The organism is Candidatus Methylomirabilota bacterium, from assembly GCA_035764725.1.
Taxonomy (GTDB): Bacteria; Methylomirabilota; Methylomirabilia; order Rokubacteriales; family CSP1-6; genus DASRWT01.
The window spans coordinates 1-20,734 of the sequence record DASTYT010000032.1 but is presented as its reverse complement, the minus strand read 5'-3'; the positions used below and the strand labels follow the sequence as shown (position 1 = coordinate 20,734).

Below are 20,734 nucleotides of genomic sequence, written 5' to 3'. Positions count from 1 at the left end.
GCGTCTCGTGCCGCTACTGACTGCGGTAGGCGTCGAGCACTGCGGCCGACATCACCTTCGTGGTGGCGCTCCCACCCTGGTCGGGCGTGAGGGCGCGGCCGTCCCGGTAAACGCGCGCCACCGCGGCCTCGAGCCGCCGTGATTCCGTCTCGAGTCCCAGGTGATCGAGCAGCAGCACGCAGGAGAGCAGGGTGGCGGTGGGATTGGCGATGCCGCGTCCCGCGATGTCGGGGGCGGAGCCGTGCACCGACTCGAAGTATGCCCAGCCGTTGTCGCCGTGATTGGCCGAGGGCGCTACTCCGAGCCCGCCCGCCACCTCGCCGGCGACGTCGGAGAGGATGTCGCCGTACTGGTTCATGCACACGAGCACGTCCATCGCCTTGGGGAAGCGGATGAGCCGACGGGCGGCGTCGTCCACGTGGAAGTGCTCGAAGCGGAGGTCGGGGCAGCCCGCCACGATCTCCTCCACGGTGTGGTGGAAGAGGGCGTCGGACTGGCGCAGGACATTGGACTTGGTGGCGCAGCCCACCACGCCGCGGCCGCCGCGGGCCTTGCGCTTGCGCGCCACCTCGCAGGCGAAGCGCGCGATGCGCTCCGCGCCCTTCCGCGTCACCACCTTCACCGCGTAGCGGCCCTCGCCGTAGCCGTCGAGGCCGCGGCCGAGGCGGTCGCGCGACCCGGGCATCGCGCGCTTGAGCTCGGCGAGATCGCCCTCGCGCCCGGGATAGATGCCCTCGGAGTTCTCGCGGATCACGATGAGATCGATGCCCTCGGGATCGGCGAGCGGAGAGCGCATGCCCGGGTAGAACTTCGCCGGCCGGACGCCACCCCACGCCTCCATCTCCCAGCGGAGCCACGCCACCACCCCGGACGTGGATGGGCCGGCCGCGCCGAACAGCACCGCGTCGGCCTCGCGCGCGGCGCGCCGCGTCGACTCCGGCAGCGCGTGGCCGCCGGCGGGGCTGGGGACGGGAGTCGCGTCCCGCTGCGGCGGGGTGAGGATCTTCACGGGCATGCCGGCCGCGGTCATGAGCTCGCAGGCGGCGTCCACGACCTCGATGCCGATACCTTCTCCGGGGAGCGCGACGACGGTTTTCATGGCCGAATGTTACACTACCGCCCGGCTCTCCATCCCACCGCTCTCGACTGGAGGCTGTCCATCATGCGTTATTTCGTGCTCGCGCTCGTCGCGTGCGGGTCGCTCGCGGCGCCCGCCGCCGCCCAGACCACGCTCACCATGTCTTCGTGGGTATCTCCGCAGCATCACCTCACCGCCGTGGTCCTGCAGGGCTGGGCCAACGAGGTGGAGAAGGCCACGCAGGGGCGCGTGAAGCTCACCATGCTGCCCAAGCATCCGTCCGCGCCGCCCGGCACCTTCGACGCCGTGCGGGACGGCCTGGTCGACGTGTCCTACGTGACCGCCAGCTACACGCCGGCGCGCCACATCCTGCCGCTGATGGCCGAGCTGCCCGGCGCCGGCGACACGGCCCTGGTCAACTCCGTCGCGTACTCCCGCATCCACTGGAAGCACTTCGACAAGGTGGGCGAGTACAAGGGCGTGAAGCTGCTCGGCGTATTCACCCACGGGCCGGGCCAGATGTTCACGCGGAAGCCGGTGAGCGGCATCGCGGATCTACAGGGCCTCAAGATCCGCACCGGGGGTGGCGTGGCGGAGGCGGTGGCCAAGGCCCTCGGCACGTCCGCGTTCGTGAAGCCCGCGCCCGAGTCCTACGAATTGCTCAAGGGCGGCGTGGCCGACGGCGTGTTCTTCCCCATGGAGTCCATCGTGTCGTTCAAGCTCGACACCGTGCTCGAGCAGGCCACGCTCTTCCCCGGCGGCATGTACAGCTCCGCGTTCGGCTTCTTCATGAACGAGGACAAGTGGAACAAGCTGCCCAAGGCGGATCAGGACGCCATCCTGAAGGTGTCGGGCGAGCATCTCGCGCGCCTGGCCGGCCAGTCCTGGGACGACGCCGACAAGAAGGGCCTGGAGGCGCTGCAGAAGTCGGGCGTGAAGATCGTCCAGGCGAATCCCGCCTTCGTGGCCGAGGTCCAGAAGCGCTCCGCGCCCATCATCGACGACTGGATCACCAAGGCCAGCGCCAAGGGGGTGGAGGCGGCCAAGATCCTCGCGGAGTTCCGCGCCGAGCTGAAGAAGGTCGCCGCCGGGCAGTGAACCCTCCCGCCCGCGGCTGGGAGCGGCGTGCCGAGGGGCTCCTCGGCGTCGCCGCCTCCGCCATCCTCCTGTCCATGACCGCGCTCACGTTCGTGGACGTGGTGGCGCGCTACGTGTTCAGCCGTCCCCTGCGGGGCGCCTTCGAGGTCACCGAGCTGATGCTGCTCGTGCTGATCTTCGCGGGGCTGCCCCTCGTCTCCTACGCGAACGAGCATGCGCTGATGGACTTCATCGACCGGCTTCTGCCCGCGCCACTCCAGCGCGGCCTGGTGCGGGCCGTCGAGCTGGTCTCCGCGGCGACGCTTGGCCTCCTGACCTGGCTCGTGTGGCTGAAGGCGGACCGGATCTGGGGCTACCGCGACGCGACGGACGTCCTGCGCATCGTCTACGGCCCCTTCGTCTACTTCATGGCGGTGATGATCGGTCTGGCCGCGCTGATCCACCTCTATCGCGCGCTGGCGCGCCCGGCATGATCGAGGGGCTGGTCGGGCTCTTCGCGATGATGCTGCTCGCCTTCCTGCGCGTGCCCATCTCCTACGCGATGGGGATCGTGGGCGTGATCGGCTACGCCTACATCCGCGACTGGAACTGGACGGTCGCCTTCGCGATGACCCAGACCAAGGTGTACGAGACCGGGCGCAATTACACGCTCTCGGTGGTGCCCCTCTTCATCCTCATGGGGAACTTCGTCACCCGGGCGGGCATGTCGCAGGAGCTCTTCCGCGCGGCCTACGCCTTCATCGGGCATCTTCGCGGCGGGCTCGCGATGGCCACGGTGTGGGCTTCCGCGGGCTTCGGCGGCATCTGCGGCTCGTCCATCGCCACCGCGGCCACCATGGCCAAGGTCGCGTATCCGTCCATGAAGCGGTTCGGCTACTCGGACACGCTCGCGGCGGGAACGGTGGCGGGGGCGGGCACCCTCGGGATCATGATCCCGCCGTCCACGATCATGGTCATCTACGGCGTGTTCACGGAGACCAACATCGGCAAGCTCTTCATGGCCGGCATCCTGCCCGGCATTCTCGGCGCCTTCCTCCTCTGCGGGGCGATCGTCTACACGACGTGGCGGCACCCCACCTGGGGCCCGCCGGGCGAGCGGTCGAGCTGGCGCGAGCGATGGGCCGCCTTGAAGGACGTGTGGGCGGTGGCCGCGTTGTTCCTGTTCGTGATGGGCGGAATCTACGTGGGCTTCTTCACCGCCACCGAGGGGGCGGGCATGGGCGCCACGGGAGCCCTCCTGTTCGCGCTATGGCGCCGGGCGCTCACGTGGCGGACGCTCTACGACGCGCTGCTCGAGAGCGCGCGCACCACCGCCATGCTGTTCCTGATCCTGATCGGCGCGCTCATGTTCGCGGAGTTCATCAACATCACCACGATGCCCGCCGACCTCAAGGCGTTCGTGTCGCGCTTCGCGGTGCATCCCGTGGCGGTGGTGGCGGCGATCTGCGCCATCTACGTGATCCTGGGCACGGCCATGGAGGAGCTGTCCATGATCCTCCTCACGATGCCGGTGTTCTTTCCCGTCATCGTGCACCTGGGGTTCGATCCGGTCTGGTTCGGCATTATCATCGTCTGTGTGGTGGAGATCGGGCTGATCAGCCCCCCGGTGGGCATGAACATGTTCGTGCTGAAGACGCTCCTGCCCCACGTGTCCACGGGTACCGTGTTCCGCGGCGTCATGCCCTTCATGTGGGCTGACGTGATCCGCCTGGCGATCCTGGTCGCGTTCCCCATCATCTCGCTGTGGCTCCCGAGCTTCATGCGGTAGGCCCTGCCGCGCTCGTCACGCCGGCCCGCTTCGCCGCCGGCATGACGTTCCCGCAGTACCTCGACTACATCGGGATGCCGGAGAATCTCGCTCGCGAGTCGGGCTGGTGGCTGGGGCGGGAGCGCAAGGATCTGAGCGCCGGCATCCGGGCCCTTTACGAGCGCCTGCGCCTCGCTCCCGCGCAGGCCGAGGCCATCCGCTGGCTCGCCGCCCAGCCCGGCGGGCCCGCCAAGATCCCGTGATCTCCGAGGAGTGGTCGTCGGATTGCCGCCGCGACGTCTGCATCCTCGCGCGGCTGGCTGAGGCGGGTGGCCTCGAGCTCCGGATCTTCAACCGCGACGGCTCGAGATTCGCCACCGGCCCGCGGGCGGATCCCGCGGAGTCGCCCAACGCCGACCTGATAAACGCCTTCCTCTACGAGCGGGACGGCCAGACCTACCAGTCCATTCCCGTCGCGGTCGTGTACACGCGCGACTTCGTGGAGCTCCACCGCCACATCGAGCGTCCCGCCCTCTACATCAAGCACCGCGACGCCCTCGTCAACGCCATGCAAGCGCCGAAGCCGGGCGAGACCCGCGACGAGACCTGGGCACGCTTCATGCGCGACTGGCGCGCGCTTCAAGACGGGCCCTTCTTTCCCATCTGGGCGTCGGCCACCGCGGACGAGATCCTGGCCGCGCTCTACGAGCGGCGACTGCTGGCGGGCTAGAGGCCTCTGAGCCGCGGGAACGCTCGCAGCGTCACCCCGGCGAGCCCGACCAGGGCCAGGCCGCTCGCCGCCAGTGCCACGCTCACCCCCAGCAGCGAGGCGAGCGCGCCGATCTGCAGCTGGCCGAGCGGCGCGAGCCCGATGGCCACGACCCAGGCGCCGCCCGCGCGCCCGCGCAGCTCGGGCGGCGAGCTGAGCTGCAGCAGGCTCTGGGCGAGGAGATCGGTGAGGGCGCCCAGCGCGTTGGCGGCGATCAGCACGACCACGACGCCGGCGAAGCCCACGACGTACGGGGCGGCGCCCAGCCCGATCAGGCTCAGGCCGAAGCCGGCGATCACCGCGAGGAAGAGCCCGCCGCCCCCCATAGCCGTCGCGCCGTGCATGGTCGCCAGGAGGCCGACGATGCCGCCGACCGAGCGCGCGGCGTTCAGGACGCCCAGGCCCTCGGGGCCTGTCTTCAGCACGTCCCGCGCCAGGCTCGGAAGCAGCGTCTGGTGGGAGAAGCCCAGCACCTCCGCGCCGGCGGTGAGCGCCATGAGCGCCAGCAGCATCGTGTCGCGGCGCAGGAGGCCCGCGAAGTCCATCATGTTCCGCCACATCGACGCGGGGGACGGCGCGGCGGCCCGCGCGGGCGCCGACACCGGCAAGAGCGCGAGCGCGCTCGCGAGGTAGGTCACGGCCACCGCCAGATACGCCGGGCCCGAGCCGAGCCCCGCGATCACGGCGCCCGCGCCGAGCGAGCCCACGAGCCAGCCCCCGCGCATGGCAAGCCCGAGCACGGCGAGCCCCCGTAGCAACCCCGCGCCGCCGACCACGTCATGGGCGTAGCTCTGGCGGGTGGCGTGCTCCACGCCGCGCAGGGTGCCGGAGGCGAGCGTGAGCGCGAGGAGCTGCGGGAGGCGCACGCCCCCGTTCAGGATCACCACACCGGTGACCGCCGTCACGACGGCTTGGCCCAGGGCGGTGAGCATCAGCAGACGATGGCGCGGCCACCGGTCGGCGAGCACGCCCGCGGGCACGCCCACGAAGAAGAGCGGCAGCGCCCGCGCGCCCATGGCGAGGCCGACGAGGAACGGCGAGTCGGTCAGCTCGAGGGCGAGCCAGCCGAGCACCACGACCTCGCCCATCATGCCCACGGAGGCGCACGCCATGTTGGCGGCCAACCAGCGGAAGTCGTGCAGCCGGAGGAGGGCGCGCACTACTGCTGGTGACAGCCCATGCAGGCGTAGCGGGAGCGCACCATCATGGTGGCCCCGCTTGCGGGCGGATCGGCGCTGCGGAAGGCCTCCACGTTCGCGGCGGCGTCCGCGATGCGGCGCTCGAGCGCGTCGCGGTACGGCCACCTCGCGAAATCGGCGCTGAGCCGCGCGTTCTGGTACATGGTCACGGCCCGCGTGGGTTCGCCGGCCTTCACGAGCATGTCCCCGAAGTGGAGGAAGAAGCCCTCGAAGTTGTGGGGCGCAATCCACGAGTTCCAGCACACGCGCTTGGGACCCTCCCGGGTCTCGAGGCGCATGTAACGAGCGTAGTCCGGGTGGGCGCGGTCGGCCCGCTCGCCCACGCACGCGTCCATGTTCTCCCACAGCAGGGCGAGCCCGTCCCGGAAGCGCGAGGAGTCGTGCGGCTGGAGCCCTGCGATGTAGCCCGCGGTGAACGCGTTGAACTCCGGCCATGCCGCGATCGCATCCTTCAGGGTGAAGTAGCCCTTCCGGATGAGCCGGTGATCGTTGTGGACGGAGCCCTCGGCCATCAGGGCGGCGGCGTAGAAGCCCAGATAGCGCGCCTCGCCGGGAGCGAGCCGCACCGCCTCCTCGAAGTACTTCCGGGCGAGCGGGGCGTGGTCGGTGATGTCGGGCCCACCCGCGTGCGGCAGCCGTGTGCGCTCGGAGAGGCGCCAGATGTGCAGCCACCCGATATGGGCGGCGGTGACCGCGTCGCCCGGATCCGCCACGTAGGCGGCCTTCAGCGCGGTCAGAGCTTCGGGGATGCGGTCGTAGGCGCCGGAGTGGAGGACACGCCAGAAGACCTCGTCGGCGCGCGCGGCCTGCGGCCGGCGCTCGGCGCTCGCGGGCTTGTCCGGCGCGAGCCACACCGCGAGCGTGCCGCAGCCCGCGAGTCCGAGCAGCGCCGCGACGAGGGCCAACCGCGCGATGACGGCGCCCGCCGTGGTAGCCTTCGGACGCCGGGGACGTTCGGACACGCCATGCACGCTAACACGCCATCGCGAGGGAAAGGGAGGATCATGGCCAAGGCCGCGACTCGACGCAAGGGCGGCACCAGCAACGGCAACCCGAAGGACCGAAATGCGCGCGCCGACGCGCTGATCGCGCGCATGACGCAGGCGCGCGGCTACATCTACCCCGAGTGGGAGTTCGCGGCGCGCCAGGATCCGGACTTCGTGGAGACCTACAATCGCATCTACGAGCTGAGCCTGGGCGAGGGGCGCCACGTCTCCGCCAAGGTGCGCGAGTTCGTCGCGATCGCGGTGCTCGCCTTCCGCGGCGCCGAGCGCGCCGGCCTGGTCGCCCACATGAAGCGTGCCATTCGCCTCGGCGCCACCCGCGAGGAGCTGTTCGAGGTGCTCGAGACCTGCCTGGTCCCCGGCGGGGCGCCCACGTTCCACCGCGGCCTCAGCGCGCTGATGGAGGTCAAGGACTGAGATGGCGACGGAATTCGGCGTGCTCATCCCCACCCGCGAGGCCATCATGTCGGGGCGGCCCGAAACGGGGCCGCTCCTCGCCATGGCTGATCGCGCGGAGGCGGCGGGGTTCGACTCGGTGTGGATCGGCGACTCCATCACGGCGCGGCCCCGCCACGAGCCCCTCACGCTGATGGCGGCGATCGCCGGCCGCACGAAGCGCGTGCGCTTGGGCACTGGCGTGTTGCTTCCCGCGCTGCGCCCGCCCGTGGTCCTGGCGCACATCGTCGGCACTCTCGACCGCGCCGCCGAGGGACGGCTGATCCTCGGCGTGGGTATCGCCACCGATGCCCCGCCCATCCGGAAGGAGTTCGCCTCGGTGGGCGTGCCGTTCGAGCGGCGCGTGGGCCGCTTCCTCGAGACGCTGGAGATCTGCCGCGCGCTCTGGAGGGGCGACAATGTCTCGTTCAGCGGCAAGCACTTCACCCTCGACGGCATCACCGTCGAGCCGAAGCCACACCGTCCCGGCGGCCCGCCCATCTGGATCGGAGGCAGCGGCCCGACCGCGCTTCGCGAGGCGGCGCGCTTCGACGCCTGGTTCCCGACCGGGCCCAGCGTGGAGGACTTCGCCGCAAAGCTCCCCGGCGTGCTGGCCGCCGCGAAGGCGGCGGGGCGGCCGGCCGACGCCGTCACGGGCGCCGCCTACGTGACGCTCGCGCTCGATCCCGACCGCGCCGCCGCGGAGCGACGTCTCCACGAGTTCCTGGAGACCTACTACGGGACGACCGCGAAGGTGATCATGGCGCGCCAGGCCACCTACGCGGGTCCGCTCGAGGGCTGCGCCGAGTGGCTGCAGCGCTGGATCGACGCGGGCGCCCGGCACCTCTGCCTGCGCTTCGCGGGCGGCGATCAGCTCGCCCAGGTGGACGAGACGGCGAAGAAGCTCCTGCCGCGGCTCACCCGCCGCTGAGCGGCGCCGTGGCGGCACCCGCGGCGGGACTCTGCGCGACGTGCGTGCACGCGCGCCACGTCGAGTCCGCGCGCGGCTCCGTGTTCACGCGCTGCGCGCTCGCCGAGCATGACCCGCGCTTCCCGAAGTACCCGCGACTCCCCGTCCTCCGCTGCGAAGGACACAAGGCGGCCCGGCAGCACGACGGCTCCGAGTCTGACGCGTAGTAGAGCGTGAGCGTGTCTCGCCTCATCGTCGTCGTCGGGGTGGCAAGCGGAGTCGGCAAGACCACCGTCACCCTCGGACTGATGGAAGCATTCCGCCGGCGCGGGTTGGCGGTGCAGGGATTCAAGATCGGTCCGGACTTCATCGATCCCGGCTTTCACGAGATCGCTACCGGGCGCCCTTCGTACAACCTCGACGGCTGGATGTGCGGGCGCGATCACGTCCTGGCCACGGTCGCGCGGCACGCCGAGGGGGCGGACCTCGCGATTGTCGAGGGCGTGATGGGCTGCTTCGACGGCGTCGAGGCGACGAGCGACGAGGGCTCGACCGCGCAGATCGCGAAGTGGCTGGAGGCCCCCGTCGTTCTCGTCGTGGACGCCCAGGCCCAGGCCCGCAGCGCGGCGGCCGTGGTGCTGGGATTCGAGCAATTCGATCCCGCGACGAAGCTGGCGGCGGTGATCGTCAACAAAGTCGCGGGAGACCGGCATGCGCGTGGCATCCGGGAAGCCGTCGCGATGCGCTGTACCGCGCCGGTTGTCGGCGCCCTTCCCCACGATGCGCAGATCGCGCTTTCCGAGCGCCACCTGGGTCTCGTGACCGCCGGAGAGGGCGGCTTTACGGAGGCCAAGCGAGCCCAACTGGCCGCGGTCACCGAGAGGGCGGTGGACCTCGATGCGCTCCTGGCCCTCGCCGTCCCGGCGCCAAGGACCATTGATGTCCGTAGCTCCCCAATCCCCGCGGTCCGCCGCGTTCGGCTCGGGGTCGCCCACGACGACGCCTTCTGCTTCTACTACCGAGAGAACCTGGCCCTCCTCCGGGCGGCCGGCGCCGACCTCGTCTACTGGAGCCCGCTCACCGATCGCGCGCTGCCGCCGGTGGACGGGCTCTATCTGGGCGGTGGCTACCCAGAGCTGCACGGCCAGGCGCTCGGCGCGAACGCCGCGATGCGGAGGGCGGTGCGGGACTTCGCGGAGGGGGGAGGAGCGGTGTACGCGGAGTGCGGTGGGCTCATGTATCTGGCGGAGGCCCTCGAGGATCTCGCCGGCGACCCGTTTCCCATGGTGGGGCTGCTGCCTGCCACGGTGCGCATGCGGCCGCGCCGAATGACGCTGAGCTACACGGAGGTGACGCTCCAGGCCGACTCCCCGCTCGGCGCGGCAGGAACGCTCGCCCGCGGCCACGAGTTCCACTTCTCGACCCTCGATCCGGTGCCGCCCTCGGTGGAGCGGGTCTATCGTCTGCGCCGGCGCGGCGGCGATGAAGGGGTCGAGGGCTATCGGATCGGGAACGCCCTGCTGAGCTACGTTCACCTGCACTTCGGGTCGAACCCCGAGCTCGCCGCCGGGCTCGTCCGCGCGTGCGCCCGACGGGTCAAGCCATGAACTCCTGCGTCACGAAGCCGACTACTGCCGCGGCAGCGGCCAGCCCAGCCACTCGCAGACGCCGCGCCCCATCACCCATTCGAGGTCCTCGCCCTTGAGCCAAGGCAGATGCTGGGTGAAGAGCGTGATGCACTCGTAGTAGGTGCAGGGCATGCGCGTGAGATCCGTGCCCCAGAAGACCCGTCGCGGGCCGAACGCGTCGACCATGCGGTGAATGGCGTCGTGGAGATCGGGGAAGGGGTAGGGCTGGGCGGAGAGCGACGGCATGCCCGAGGCCTTCACCGAGACGTTCGGATGCTTGGCCAAGGCCAGCACCTTCGGCAGCTCCTCGAACACTTGGGGCGCTTTGCCGCGCACCGCGATCCCCACGTGATCGATCACGAGCCTGAGGCCGGGATGCTTGCCCGCGATGCGGTCGAGGTGATCGAGCAGGCCTGGCACCAGCACCATCAGCGGGACGCCCGCCTTCTCCGCCGCCGGCCAGAGCCAGTCCGCCGTGCCCTCGGTGAGGAAGTGGCGGTAGTGCTCGTTGTGGAAGGTGAAGCGCATGCCGAGCATGCCGGCCTGCCGGCGCCAGCCGGCCACGAGGTCCTGGCTCTTCGGCTCGCCGAGGTCGAGCCGCCCCATCACCGCGAAGCGGTCGGGATAGGCCCGCGCGGCCTCGAGGGCCATGTCGTTCCGATCGCCCTCCCAGGAGGGCGGCACCAGCACCATGCGGTTCACACCCGCCAGGTCCATCTGGAACAACAGCGTCTCCTTGACGATCTGATACGGCTTCTGGGCTTCCTTGGCGCGGCCGGGCGGCCACGGCCGGGTGGGGGACTCCGCCGCCCAGAGATGCACCTGCGAGTCGACGATGCGCATGGTCATGGTCCTTTCTAATCCCGGCTCTTCGCGCCCGCCTTGAGCTTGAGGTCCTCGTACGGCGCGGAGTAGGAGAAGCCCTTGATGTGGTCCACGCACGCCTCCTCCACGCGCGGGCCCACCCCCCAGAGGAAGGCCAGCTCGTAGATGGGCACGTGCATCACGCGGTCGTGCATGATCTGCTGGATCTGCCCCAGCATCGCCTCGCGCTTGCTCCGGTCGAGCTCGCGCGCCTGTCGCGCGAAGAGGTCCTCGATCTCCGGCACCACGCCGTTCGAGTAGATGCCGCTCTTGCTGACGTATACCTCGATGCGCGTGGCGGCATTGCCGGCGGGCGCGCCCAGGCCCATGATGACGCCCCGGAGCTTCTTCTCGCGCCATGCGGTGAGGAAGGCCGCGCGCTCCATGGTGCGGAGGCGCGTGCGGATGCCGACGGTCTGGAGGTAGTTGCCGATGCCCTCCGCCAGCGAGAAGAACGGGGGAAACGGGGTGAGCTCCCCGGCGTCGAAGCCGTTGGGGAAGCCGGCCTCCGCGAGAAGGCGCTTGGCCAGCGCGGGGTCGTAGGCGGGCGGCTCGTACACCTTGGCGAAGTCGAGCGTGCGGGGGACGAGCCCGCCGGTGGTGCGCGACATGCCCAGGGTCTCAGCGTTGTTGAGACCCGTGCGGTCGAGGGCGTGGCTGGCGGCCAGCCGCACCCGGCGATCGGCCCACGGCGACTTCGGCTCCCACTGCTCGGGAAGATCGAGGAACACCACACCGGGCGGGCGCGCGGCGGCCAGGCGCAGGCCCGGCGCCTTCTTCACGTCCTCCGCGGTGGGCCCGCTCAAAAGATAGACGATGTCCACGTCGCCCGCACGAAGGGCGGCGGCGCGCGTGGTCTCGTCGGGCATGCTGCGGAAGACCAGTCGCTTCACCGACGGGACCTTTCTCCAGTAGCCCTCGAACGCCTCCATCACCAGCGAGATGCCCGGCTGGAAGCTCACGAAGCGATACGGCCCCGCGCCGATGGGCGCCTTGATGAAGCCGTCCTCGCCCACCTTCTCCACGTACTTCTTCGGCACGATCCACGCCGCGCCGGTGGCCGAGGTGCCGTAGAAGGTCATGAAGTCGGGCCAGGGCTCCTTCAAGATGAAGCGCACGCGCTGCGCGTCCACCACCTGCACCTCGCGCACGCGCTCCTTCAAGAGCTTGGCGGCGGCGCCGCGATAGCGCTCGAACGAGAACTTGGCGTCCTCGGCGGTCACGGGGTCGCCGTTGTGGAACCGGGCGTTCTTGCGGATCACGAAGTCGTAGGTCAGGCCGTCCTTCGACATGGTCCACGACTCGGCGAGGCTCGGCGTGTTGTCGCCCGGCGGCATGGGCTTCACGAGCGCGTCATGGAGCGCATAGAGGACCATGAACTGATTGATGAAGGCCTCGGTGTCGATGGGATCCAGCCAGCGCGAGGCCAGGGTGACGTGAAGCCCCCAGACCATGGTGCCCTCGGGCGCGGCGGCGACCGGCCCGGCGAGGGCGACGAGGAGGAGAGCGGCCAGAGAGGCGATCGCGATCCGGGCGGGGGGTCTCATGGCCTCTCCTTGAGATGGCGCTCGAGCAGCTGGGTGAGCTCGGGTCCGAAGACGACGCCGCCCATCATCTCGCCCGACTCGGGGTAGTAGGGGCGTCCGAGCGTGGTGCCGTCGACGAGCCAGAACGTGAGCCAGTACCGCGTCTCACGGGCGGTGTGGCCGAGCGGGCGCTGCACGCGCGCCTCGAGGACCATGCGCACGATCTCCTCGACGGCGGCGGGCACCGTGATCGTGACGTCTCGCGGCGCCTCGTCGCCGGCGTCGGCCTCCTCCACGTCCACCTCGACCGCGCGCACCTTGCCGGCGAGGTCGAAGAGGTCGGCGCCAACCTTGGCGCGCGGGTTGCGCCAGGCCTGGTAGAGGAAGATGTGCTGCTTCCACACCGCAGCGAGACGGAACTCCGTCGCGTAGCCGCGCACCGCGTACATGCGCGTGCCCGCGGGCATGAAGGCCGCGCCCGCGTCCATGCCGTAGGGGCATCCGCGCAGGTCCTCGCCGAACGAGCATGCGACGGTGGCGAACTCGGCGCCGAGATCCGCCGGGCCGAGGGGGCGGCCGGGCTCGTCGTCCCAGCGGATGTAGTCGATGCCGTCGAACGTGACGAAGTCGAAGAGGGCAGGCGTGACGGCGGGGGCGGCGAGGGCGGGCATGGCAGCGGCCAGGAAGGCGCAGGCGATGAAGCCGACGGTGAGGATCCGGGTCGGCATGGGCGCTGCCAAAGGTAGTCCCGCCCCGGGGGACGGTCAAGGCCGTGGCAGACGGGTCCCGGGAAGGGTAGGATTGCCGCTATGCGAAAAACCATCACCGGCACCGGCGGCATGCTCCTCATCCAGACCCTCAAGGACGCGGGCGTCGAGTACCTGTTCACCAATCCGGGTTCGGCGGAGACCGGCATCTTCGCCGCCCTCGCCGAGACCGAGGAACCCCGTTTGGTCGTCGCCAAGCACGAGGGGCTGGTCGCCGCCATGGCCGACGGCTATCACCGGCTGAGCGGCAAGGTGGGCGTCGCGATCGCCCACGTCATGGGCGGCTCGTATCAGCTCGCGGGCCAGCTCTTCAACGCCCAGGTCGCGGGCTCTTCCTTGCTGGTCGTTGCGGGAGACTGGATGTCGGAGCAGCAGGACTATCGCGGGCTGGCGCCGTTCCCGGGGCTGAGCCAGGCGGAGTCGATGCGCCCGCTGATGAAGGAGGCGCGCTGCGCCTATCAGGTCGGCGTCGATCCCGCCGCCATCACCGTGGCCACCACGCGCGCGCTGCGCGAGGCCACGACCTACCCCACCGGCCCGGTCTATCTCTCGATCAGCGCGGCCCTGCTCAACCAGGAAGGGCTCGAGGCCCAGATCGGCGAGGAGGCGGCGTATCGCATCGAGGGCGTGGCGCCCGCGCGCATGGAGAGTGTGGAAGCGATCGCGCGGCGGCTCGGCGCGGCGAAGTGTCCGGTGCTCATGTTCGGCGACGACGTGACGCGCCAGGGCGCGCAGGCCGAGGCCATCGCGCTGGCCGAGCTGCTGGAGGCGCCGGTGTTCGCGAGCCGCCAGATCTTCCCGAACTTCCCCTCGCGCCACGCACTCTTCTGCGGGGGCTACCCGGTGTCGGCCGACTTCAAGAAGGTGGCGGGGCTCACGCCCGACCTGATCTTCCTCGTCGGCTGCCAGGGCGTGCACGGCCCGGTGGGCGAGCCGAGCGTGATGCAGATCGGGCCCAACCCGCTGCTCATGGGCCGCCACTATCCACTGGACGTGGCGGTGCAGTGCGAGCTGCGCGGGACCCTCCGGGCGCTCGCCGAGGCGCTGCCGCGCGTGCATCCCGCCGCCGCCGCGGCCTGGAAGCGCCAGCGCGAGAAGGTGCGCGGGTACGCCGCGAGCCTCATCAGGAAGGAAGAGGACCTCGTGCGCGAGCACGAGCACGACGCGATCGTGCACCCGGCGGTGCTGGAGGCGCATCTCGCCGAGATCCTCCCGCGCGAGACCGCGATGGTGCAGGAGAGCAGCACCGCCCGCGCCACGCTCTTGCCCCTGGGCCACGGCGGGATGTGGTGGACCCGCAGCGGCGGCGGCTCGCTAGGCTTCGGGGTTGGCGCGGCCATCGGCGCCAAGATCGCGGCGGGCCGCGAACGGCCGGTGACCCTGCACCTGGGCGACGGCGCGCTGACCTACAGCGCGGCGGGGTTCTGGACGATGGCGCGCTACAACACCGCCGTGCTCACCGTGGTGACGAACAACGACACGTATCAGATCGTGCGCCACAACTGGGCGCGTCAGATGCCGGACACCAAGATGGTGCGCGAGGGGAAGTACCCGGGCCTCCAGCTCAGCGGCCCCGCCACCGACTACGTGGCGCTGGCGCGCGCGCAGGGCGTGGACGGCGAGCGCGTGACCACGGTGAAGGAGCTGGAGCCCGCGCTGCGCCGCGGGGTGGAGAAGACCACGAAGGAGAACCGCCCGTATCTCCTCGACGTGAAGGTGCAGCAGGAGGGCGTCGGGGCGGATTCGGCCTGGACGGAAGCCTGGCAGATGTAGGAGGCCGCGCCATGGTGGAGGTCAAGCGCCTGGGACGGGAGGTCGGCGCCGAGATTCACGGCGTCGACGTGAAGACGCTGGACGACGTTGGCTTCGCCGCCATCTACCGCACGTGGCTCGATGCCAACGTGGTGGTGATCCCGGGCCAGGAGCTCGCGATCGAGGACTTCCTGCGCTACAGCCGCCGGTTCGGGGTCGTGGTGCCGCATCCCTCGAAGTCGACGCGGCATCCCGACCATCCCGAGATCACCATGCTGGGCGTGAACAAGTTCGGGCCCGACGGCGCGCTCGACATGGCCATCTACCGGCGGGGCGCGGAGGGCTGGCACACCGACGGCGCCTACGACGACGAGCCCTTCAAGGCCACCCAGCTCTATGCCCTCGCGGTGCCGAGCCGGGGGGGCGACACGTTCTTCGCCAGCATGTACGCGGCGTACGACGCCCTGCCAGACCGCCTCAAGAATCGGCTCGAGGGCAAGACGGGCGCGTTCACCTACGGCGGCCGCAGGAAGGCCACCGCGCTCCTGAACGAGGAGGACAAGCACCTCCCGCCCGCCTTCCACCCCATCATCCGCACGCACCCGGAGACCGGACGCAAGGCGCTGTACTTCGACCCGGGCAAGATCCTCCGCATCGAGGGCCTCGAGGCCGCGGAGAGCGACGCGGTGATCGACGAATTGACGGAACGGATGATCGTGCCCGGCGGCGAATATCGCCACCACTGGTGCCAGGGCGACATCGTGATCTGGGACAATCGCTGCTCCTACCACCGGGCGGCGGGCGACTATCCTCCCGAGGAAGACCGGATCCACTGGCGCGTCTCGATCAAGGAGCGGACATGACCATCGACGCACGTATGCTCACGCAGGAGGCCGACGGCATCCCCGGCTACATGGCGAAGGTGGGCGGCGCCGGCGCGCGCCCCGGCGTGCTGATGGTCCACCACGCCCACGGCGTGACCGCCGATTACAAGATCGACGCCTATCGCCTCGCCCAGCTCGGCTACAACGTGCTCGTGCCCGATCTCTTCAACATGTTCGGCGTCGGCGGCACGAATCACATCGGCATGGGGGCGGATCTCCAGGCCAAGCACGGGGACGACGAGTTCCTCGGCAAGATGGACGAGGCGTGGCAATACCTCACCACCCGCATGGGCGCCGACCCGGCGCGCACCGCGTGCATCGGGCACTGCATGGGCGGGCGGCTCCTGATCCCCTTCGCCGCCGACCATCCCCAGGTGAAGGCGATCGTCCTCTACTACCCCTCGGTGCGCGACGAGCCGGAGACCTCGCATCGCCCGCGCCACGCCTTCAAGCTGGCGCCCACGCTCAAGTGCGCGACCCTGGTCTTCGCGGGCGGGCTCGACTACATCGCGACACCAGCGATCCAGGCGCCCCTGTGGGAGGCGCTCCGCGGCAACAACCAGCCGGTGGAGTGGCACTACTTCTCGGACGCCAACCACGGCTTCCGGCATCCCGACAACGCGGGCTTCCAGCCGCACTACGCGGATGTGGCGTGGCCGCTGGTGACGGAGTTCCTGCAGCGGCGGGTCTAGCGGCGGAACGGCCGGCTACGGCGCCTTGTGGAGACTGCCGTCCTTCATGATCGCGAGGAGCGCGTCGCGATTCTGTAGCCGCTTGATGTCGGTCAGCGGATCGCCGTCGACCAGGAGCAGGTCGGCCAGATAGCCGGGCTTGACCTGGCCGAGCTCGTGGCCGAGCCCCATGATCTCGCCGCCCATCTTCGTGGCCGCGACCAGCGTCTCCATCGGCGTGAAGCCCAGGAAGTCCACGAAGAGCAGGAGATCCCGCGCGTAGGTCCCGTGGGGATTCCACGCGAAGCCGTAGTCCCCGCCGGGCAAGACGCGGATCCCGCGCTTGCGCATCTTGCCCATGGTCTCGACGGCAACCTCGAGCTCGCGCTCGAGGCCCATCTGGCGGGCCATCGCCGGCGTGAAGCCCCAATCGCCGGCGGCGTGGCAGGCCTGATAGGTGAGGCCGAGCGCCGGGCCCACGAAGACCCGGTCGCGCCGCGCCTCGAGGAGGTCCAGCGCTTCCTCGTCGGCGAACGTGGCGTGGTAGATGATGTCGATATCGTGGCGCACGCACATCTTCACGGATTCCGCGCTGCGCGCGTGCGCGCACATGCGCACGTCCGCGGCCCGGGCGATCTCCATGGCCGCCGCGACCTCGGCGTCCGTCATGACTGATCGTTCGAAGCGGCTGTTGCGGGGCCCGGTGTCGCCCGAGAGGTTCAGCTTCAGGAGGTCCACGCCCTCGCGCACGAGCACGCGGCAGGCCTTGCGGACCTCGTCGGGCCCGTCGACCACCCAGGCGAAGGTCGGCGTCTCGTTGTGGGGGAGATGCAGCGCGTTTTCGTCGCCGAGCCCGCCGCTGACGGTGAGCTCGGGGCCATTGGCGAGATAGCGCGGCCCGGGGATACGCCCGGCGTTGATCTCGTTGCGGATCACCACGTCGAGCCGCGGCTTGGCCGAGGCGGCGGAGAGCACGCTCGTGTAGCCGCAGTCCAGGACCAGCTCGGCGTTCCGCATCGTGACGAGGACGTGCTCCTCGGGCGGCAGGCGCGTGAAGTCCGAGTTCCGCGCGGCGTCCGGATAGCTCAGATGCCCGTGGGGCTCGATGAGCCCGGGCATGAGGGTCGCGCCCGCGCCGTCGATGACGCGCGCGTCGTCCGCCCGGAGCCCGCCGCCGCGCTGGACGGCGGCGATGCGCGCGCCCTCCACCAGCACGTCGCCCGCATAGGGCGCGGCGCCGCTGCCGTCGAGGATGGTGGTGTTGGCGAAGAGCGTCCGGTTCATGGCTGTCCTCCGATGCCCAGTAGCGCCGCCGCGGTGCCGCCCAGCATCGCCGCCCGCTCGGCGTCCGAGAAGCCCGGCGCGCCGAGGATGTGGTCCACCGAGGTGCTCGTCCAGGGATAGGGGTAGTCCGTGCCCATCACGATCTGGCCGGGGCCCGCCTCGGCGGCGAGATGGCGCAGCGCCTCGCCGGTGAACACGATCGAGTCGAAGTAGAGCTGGCGCACATACTCCGTGGGCTTCTTCTTGAGGCTCTTCGTGATCCGCTGGGGGAACGTGGTCATGATCGCGTCGGAGCGCGCGGCGTAGGAGGGCAGGTAGCCCCCGCCGTGCGCCGCGCAGATCTTGAGCCCGGGGAAGCGGTCCAGGGTGCCCTCGAAGATCAGATGTGAGAGCGCGATGGTGGTCTCGAGCGGGTTGCCGATGGTGTTGGTGAGCACGCCGTTGCCGGCGAGCCGCGTCGTCTTCTCGAGCTCGGCGGTGCCCTGCGGGTGGATGAAGATCAGCACGTCGAGGGCTTCCGCCTTGGCCCAGAAGGGATGGAAGCGCGGGTCGGAGAGCTCCGCGCCCTCCACGCTGCCACCGATCGCGGCGCCGCGGAGGTTGTACTTCTTCACGCCCTCCTCGAGCTGCTGGGCGGCCAGCTCCGGATGCTGGAGCGCGACCGAGGCGAAGGCGACGAAGCGGTCCGGGTGGGCCGCACAGGCCTCGGCCAGCGACTCGTTCTGCATCCGGATCAGCTTCTCGGCCACGTCGCGATCCGCTCCGTACCAGAAGGGGTTGATGCTGAGCGCTTCCACGTCGATGCCCTGCTGGTCCATGGCACGGAGGCGATCCCCTGGCGTCGCCATCAGGAGGGCATCCGTCGTGAACGTGAGGCCCATCAACGCCATCGCCTCGGGGAGCCCGCAGTGGGCGTGCACGTCCACCGTCTTCACGCGCTTGCCGCTCACCACGACGTCGCGGCGGCGGACGGCCGGCGCGCCGCTCCCGATGCCGCCCGGCCCGCCGGCGCCGCAGTCCATGAACGCGATCATGTCGTTCTCCTCTCGACGGGGCGATAGACGCGGGTCACGCGGGGCCCGATGGTGGGGGCGACCTGGTGCACGCCGATGCTGCGGCGGCGCGCGACCTCGCCGACCGTGATCTCGGCTTCGCCCTGGCGGCCGATGATCACGACCTCGTCGCCCACCTCGGCGTCGGGAATCGCGGTGAGGTCGATGCGCGTGTGCTCGAGCGACGGCGTGGCGAGGATGGGCGCCGGCCGCCCGCGCACCAGCACACGGTCGGCGTGCAGCCACAGGAGCCCGTCGGCCAGGCCCATCGGGATCACGCCGAGCCGCAGGGGCGCGGCGACGGGGAACGGCGCCATGTCGGCGAAGCGCTCGCGCGGCGTGATCTCCTTCAGGGCGATCACGCGGGACTTGAGCGCGTGGAAGGTGGGGCGCAGGGGCGTCGGCGCCTCCTCGTCCCTCATGGTCATGCCGTAGAGCATGCGTCCGGGATCGACGGCGTTGAGGTAACTCTGCGGGTAGCGCAGGACGAACGGCGAGGCGGCAAGCAGACGGATGGGCACGCGAATCCCGCGCGCCTCCAGCTCGTCCACGACCGCGGTGAAGCGGCCGAGCTGCCAGTCCGCGTAGGCGCCGTCGGCGCCGCCTGGCGCGTGCGGATGGGCGCAGAGGCCGCCCAGGCGCAGATTCGGCAGCTCCAGCATGGCGGTGACGAGCTTCACCGCCCCCTCTGGCGTCACGCCGAGGCGCTCGAGCCCCACGTCGATCTTGACGAAGAGCTCGCAGGGGCCCGTCGCGGCCTCCGCGTAGGCTCGCGCGCTCTCGAGATCGACCACGGTGGGCGTGAGGCCGTGCGCGAGAGCGTCCGGCGCGGCCTCGGGCAGCGAGTTCGGGTAGACGAGGATGGGCGCGGTGACGCCGCGCCGGCGCAGCCGAATGCCCTCGCCCAGATCGGCCACGCCGAGCGCGTCGGCGCCGTGAGCCAGGAACGTCTCGCCCATCTCGACGGCGCCGTGACCGTAGCCGTCGGCCTTGATGACGGCGTAGATCTTCCGTGCGGGACCGACCATCTGACGGGCCACCCGCACGTTGTGGGCGGCGGCGTCCAGGTCGATCTCGAAGGTGGCGGGCCGAGGCGGCAACATGCAAGGACTATGGACCGGCGGCCTCACTTTCTCAAGACGGGCCTTCGTGCTAACGTCCCGGCCATGACGACCACACCCTCCGCCGCCGTCAAGTCCGAGCTGACGCCGACCGGGAAGCTCCGGGTCGGCCTGAACCACGGTAACTTCCTCCTCGTCACCCCCGGCTCCTCCGCGAGCGATCCGAAGGGCGTCGCGCCCGATATTGCGCGCGAGCTCGCCAGGCGCCTCGGCGTGCCGATCGAGTTCTCGAAGTTCGACACCGCGGGCAAGCTGGGCGACGCCGTGCGCGACGGCGTGTGGGACGTGGCCTTCCTCGGCGCCGAGCCGCAGCGCGCCGCGGAGATCGCGTTCACCGCCGCCTATCTGGAGATTCCCGCGACCTACTTGGTACCCGCAGGATCAACCATTCAATCAGTTGCCGAGGTGGACCGCGAGGGCGTGCGCATCGCGGTCGCCGACAAGAGCGCTTACGAGCTCTGGCTCTCGCGCAACATCAAGCACGCCAAGCTCATGAAGACGCAGGGCATCGACGGGTCGTTCGACCTCTTCGTGAAGGAGAAGCTCGAGGCGCTCTCCGGGCTCCGGCCGCGCCTCCTGTCGGATGTGAAGAAGCTGCCCGGCGCGCGGATCCTCGACGGCGTGTTCACCGCCGTGCAGCAGGCCGTCGGCACCGCGAAGAAGAACACCGCCGCCGCGGCTTTCCTCGCCGGCTTCGTCGAGGACGTGAAGGCCTCGGGCTTCGTGGCGGAGGCCATCACGCGCAACAAGTCCGAGGGCGTGAACGTCGCGCCCCCGGCCCGCTGACGCGGGCCATCACCGCCTGGTTTTTTAGCGCGGCTAGCCTAGGCCCTTCGCCGCCGGCACCTCGAAGCCGAACAGCCGCGCCGCGTTCAGCCCCAGCATCTTCGCCCGCGCGGTGTCGGACACGCCGGCCATCGTCCGCTCGATGGCTTCCGCGGAGTG

General features: G+C 70.5%; 22 protein-coding genes. 13 read left to right on the top strand and 9 right to left on the bottom strand.

The window, feature by feature from the left end; translation table 11 throughout:
- Positions 1-13: 13 nt before the first annotated feature.
- The gene (locus VFX14_04955) at positions 14-1,099 is read right to left on the bottom strand and encodes an isocitrate/isopropylmalate family dehydrogenase (GenBank protein ID HEU5189020.1); all 1,086 of its coding nucleotides are present in this window, start codon (positions 1,097-1,099) and stop codon (positions 14-16) included.
- Between the two features lie 63 nt (positions 1,100-1,162).
- On the opposite strand from VFX14_04955, the gene VFX14_04950 reads away from it, so the two are divergent.
- Genes VFX14_04950 through VFX14_04930 form a run of 5 tightly spaced genes read left to right on the top strand, consistent with a single transcriptional unit; the run spans position 1,163 to position 4,653 of the window.
- Positions 1,163-2,176, top strand: a complete 1,014-nt coding sequence (locus VFX14_04950; protein ID HEU5189019.1) for a TRAP transporter substrate-binding protein — start codon at positions 1,163-1,165, stop codon at positions 2,174-2,176.
- Positions 2,173-2,649, top strand: coding sequence for a TRAP transporter small permease (locus tag VFX14_04945; protein ID HEU5189018.1), 477 nt, complete (start codon positions 2,173-2,175; stop codon positions 2,647-2,649). Before VFX14_04950 ends, VFX14_04945 begins: the two co-directional genes overlap by 4 nt.
- Positions 2,646-3,944 (top strand): TRAP transporter large permease, encoded by a 1,299-nt coding sequence (locus VFX14_04940; GenBank protein HEU5189017.1) that lies wholly within the window; start codon positions 2,646-2,648, stop codon positions 3,942-3,944. Before VFX14_04945 ends, VFX14_04940 begins: the two co-directional genes overlap by 4 nt.
- On the top strand, positions 3,920-4,186 hold the full coding sequence (locus tag VFX14_04935; protein ID HEU5189016.1) for a hypothetical protein: 267 nt from the start codon (positions 3,920-3,922) through the stop codon (positions 4,184-4,186). The genes VFX14_04940 and VFX14_04935 overlap by 25 nt, the downstream gene beginning before the upstream one ends.
- Complete coding sequence (locus VFX14_04930; GenBank protein HEU5189015.1) at positions 4,183-4,653, top strand: hypothetical protein; 471 nt, start codon at positions 4,183-4,185, stop codon at positions 4,651-4,653. Before VFX14_04935 ends, VFX14_04930 begins: the two co-directional genes overlap by 4 nt.
- Here the strand turns inward: VFX14_04930 and VFX14_04925 are convergent.
- Both VFX14_04925 and VFX14_04920 read right to left on the bottom strand, forming a co-directional pair.
- The gene (locus tag VFX14_04925; protein ID HEU5189014.1) at positions 4,650-5,852 is read right to left on the bottom strand and encodes an MFS transporter; all 1,203 of its coding nucleotides are present in this window, start codon (positions 5,850-5,852) and stop codon (positions 4,650-4,652) included. The two genes, VFX14_04930 and VFX14_04925, sit on opposite strands and share 4 nt — an antisense overlap.
- Positions 5,852-6,853, bottom strand: a complete 1,002-nt coding sequence (locus VFX14_04920; protein HEU5189013.1) for a hypothetical protein — start codon at positions 6,851-6,853, stop codon at positions 5,852-5,854. The genes VFX14_04925 and VFX14_04920 overlap by 1 nt, the downstream gene beginning before the upstream one ends.
- 42 nt (positions 6,854-6,895) lie before the next feature.
- Here VFX14_04920 and VFX14_04915 point away from each other — a divergent pair, with 42 nt between their 5' ends.
- Genes VFX14_04915 through VFX14_04900 form a run of 4 tightly spaced genes read left to right on the top strand, consistent with a single transcriptional unit; the run spans position 6,896 to position 9,847 of the window.
- The gene (locus VFX14_04915; GenBank protein ID HEU5189012.1) at positions 6,896-7,312 is read left to right on the top strand and encodes a carboxymuconolactone decarboxylase family protein; all 417 of its coding nucleotides are present in this window, start codon (positions 6,896-6,898) and stop codon (positions 7,310-7,312) included.
- 1 nt (position 7,313) lies between these two features.
- Positions 7,314-8,261 carry an LLM class flavin-dependent oxidoreductase gene (locus VFX14_04910; GenBank protein ID HEU5189011.1) on the top strand — a complete coding sequence of 316 codons (948 nt, stop codon included), beginning with the start codon at positions 7,314-7,316 and terminating at the stop codon, positions 8,259-8,261.
- 8 nt (positions 8,262-8,269) lie between these two features.
- Entirely contained in the window at positions 8,270-8,467 is a 198-nt protein-coding gene (locus tag VFX14_04905; GenBank protein ID HEU5189010.1) for a hypothetical protein, read from the top strand.
- 12 nt (positions 8,468-8,479) lie between these two features.
- A complete protein-coding gene (locus tag VFX14_04900; protein HEU5189009.1) occupies positions 8,480-9,847 on the top strand; it encodes a cobyrinate a,c-diamide synthase in 1,368 nt (455 codons plus the stop codon).
- Between the two features lie 21 nt (positions 9,848-9,868).
- Here the strand turns inward: VFX14_04900 and VFX14_04895 are convergent, their stop codons facing one another.
- Genes VFX14_04895 through VFX14_04885 form a run of 3 tightly spaced genes read right to left on the bottom strand, consistent with a single transcriptional unit; the run spans position 9,869 to position 12,986 of the window.
- Positions 9,869-10,717 carry an amidohydrolase family protein gene (locus VFX14_04895; protein HEU5189008.1) on the bottom strand — a complete coding sequence of 283 codons (849 nt, stop codon included), beginning with the start codon at positions 10,715-10,717 and terminating at the stop codon, positions 9,869-9,871.
- Positions 10,718-10,725: 8 nt separating this feature from the next.
- Complete coding sequence (locus VFX14_04890; GenBank protein HEU5189007.1) at positions 10,726-12,279, bottom strand: ABC transporter substrate-binding protein; 1,554 nt, start codon at positions 12,277-12,279, stop codon at positions 10,726-10,728.
- Positions 12,276-12,986, bottom strand: a complete 711-nt coding sequence (locus VFX14_04885; protein HEU5189006.1) for a hypothetical protein — start codon at positions 12,984-12,986, stop codon at positions 12,276-12,278. Before VFX14_04885 ends, VFX14_04890 begins: the two co-directional genes overlap by 4 nt.
- An 81-nt stretch (positions 12,987-13,067) precedes the next feature.
- Between VFX14_04885 and VFX14_04880 the strand changes: the two genes are divergently transcribed.
- Genes VFX14_04880 through VFX14_04870 form a run of 3 tightly spaced genes read left to right on the top strand, consistent with a single transcriptional unit; the run spans position 13,068 to position 16,353 of the window.
- Complete coding sequence (locus tag VFX14_04880; protein ID HEU5189005.1) at positions 13,068-14,798, top strand: thiamine pyrophosphate-dependent enzyme; 1,731 nt, start codon at positions 13,068-13,070, stop codon at positions 14,796-14,798.
- An 11-nt stretch (positions 14,799-14,809) separates the two neighbouring features.
- Positions 14,810-15,640: a TauD/TfdA family dioxygenase gene (locus tag VFX14_04875; GenBank protein ID HEU5189004.1), complete on the top strand. Its 831-nt coding sequence runs from the start codon at positions 14,810-14,812 to the stop codon at positions 15,638-15,640.
- Positions 15,637-16,353: a dienelactone hydrolase family protein gene (locus VFX14_04870; GenBank protein HEU5189003.1), complete on the top strand. Its 717-nt coding sequence runs from the start codon at positions 15,637-15,639 to the stop codon at positions 16,351-16,353. Before VFX14_04875 ends, VFX14_04870 begins: the two co-directional genes overlap by 4 nt.
- A 15-nt stretch (positions 16,354-16,368) precedes the next feature.
- Here VFX14_04870 and VFX14_04865 read toward each other — a convergent pair whose 3' ends face one another.
- Genes VFX14_04865 through alr form a run of 3 tightly spaced genes read right to left on the bottom strand, consistent with a single transcriptional unit; the run spans position 16,369 to position 19,771 of the window.
- Positions 16,369-17,616, bottom strand: coding sequence for an amidohydrolase family protein (locus tag VFX14_04865; protein HEU5189002.1), 1,248 nt, complete (start codon positions 17,614-17,616; stop codon positions 16,369-16,371).
- The gene (locus VFX14_04860; GenBank protein ID HEU5189001.1) at positions 17,613-18,650 is read right to left on the bottom strand and encodes an amidohydrolase family protein; all 1,038 of its coding nucleotides are present in this window, start codon (positions 18,648-18,650) and stop codon (positions 17,613-17,615) included. Before VFX14_04860 ends, VFX14_04865 begins: the two co-directional genes overlap by 4 nt.
- Positions 18,647-19,771, bottom strand: a complete 1,125-nt coding sequence (gene alr / locus VFX14_04855) for an alanine racemase (protein HEU5189000.1) — start codon at positions 19,769-19,771, stop codon at positions 18,647-18,649. The genes VFX14_04860 and alr overlap by 4 nt, the downstream gene beginning before the upstream one ends.
- A gap of 63 nt (positions 19,772-19,834) precedes the next feature.
- Between alr and VFX14_04850 the strand changes: the two genes are divergently transcribed.
- On the top strand, positions 19,835-20,575 hold the full coding sequence (locus VFX14_04850) for a transporter substrate-binding domain-containing protein (protein HEU5188999.1): 741 nt from the start codon (positions 19,835-19,837) through the stop codon (positions 20,573-20,575).
- The last annotated feature ends 159 nt before the right edge of the window (positions 20,576-20,734 follow it).

Excerpts from the sequence above, each read along its gene's own strand:
- VFX14_04955 (HEU5189020.1), bottom strand. The coding sequence starts at position 1,099 with ATGAAAACCGTCGTCGCGCTCCCCGGAGAAGGTATCGGCATCGAGGTC.
- VFX14_04950 (HEU5189019.1), top strand. The coding sequence starts at position 1,163 with ATGCGTTATTTCGTGCTCGCGCTCGTCGCGTGCGGGTCGCTCGCGGCG.
- VFX14_04940 (HEU5189017.1), top strand. The coding sequence starts at position 2,646 with ATGATCGAGGGGCTGGTCGGGCTCTTCGCGATGATGCTGCTCGCCTTC.
- VFX14_04915 (HEU5189012.1), top strand. The coding sequence starts at position 6,896 with ATGGCCAAGGCCGCGACTCGACGCAAGGGCGGCACCAGCAACGGCAAC.
- VFX14_04910 (HEU5189011.1), top strand. The coding sequence starts at position 7,314 with ATGGCGACGGAATTCGGCGTGCTCATCCCCACCCGCGAGGCCATCATG.
- VFX14_04895 (HEU5189008.1), bottom strand. The coding sequence starts at position 10,717 with ATGACCATGCGCATCGTCGACTCGCAGGTGCATCTCTGGGCGGCGGAG.
- VFX14_04890 (HEU5189007.1), bottom strand. The coding sequence starts at position 12,279 with ATGAGACCCCCCGCCCGGATCGCGATCGCCTCTCTGGCCGCTCTCCTC.
- VFX14_04885 (HEU5189006.1), bottom strand. The coding sequence starts at position 12,986 with ATGCCGACCCGGATCCTCACCGTCGGCTTCATCGCCTGCGCCTTCCTG.
- VFX14_04880 (HEU5189005.1), top strand. The coding sequence starts at position 13,068 with ATGCGAAAAACCATCACCGGCACCGGCGGCATGCTCCTCATCCAGACC.
- VFX14_04875 (HEU5189004.1), top strand. The coding sequence starts at position 14,810 with ATGGTGGAGGTCAAGCGCCTGGGACGGGAGGTCGGCGCCGAGATTCAC.
- VFX14_04870 (HEU5189003.1), top strand. The coding sequence starts at position 15,637 with ATGACCATCGACGCACGTATGCTCACGCAGGAGGCCGACGGCATCCCC.
- VFX14_04865 (HEU5189002.1), bottom strand. The coding sequence starts at position 17,616 with ATGAACCGGACGCTCTTCGCCAACACCACCATCCTCGACGGCAGCGGC.
- VFX14_04860 (HEU5189001.1), bottom strand. The coding sequence starts at position 18,650 with ATGATCGCGTTCATGGACTGCGGCGCCGGCGGGCCGGGCGGCATCGGG.
- alr (HEU5189000.1), bottom strand. The coding sequence starts at position 19,771 with ATGTTGCCGCCTCGGCCCGCCACCTTCGAGATCGACCTGGACGCCGCC.
- VFX14_04850 (HEU5188999.1), top strand. The coding sequence starts at position 19,835 with ATGACGACCACACCCTCCGCCGCCGTCAAGTCCGAGCTGACGCCGACC.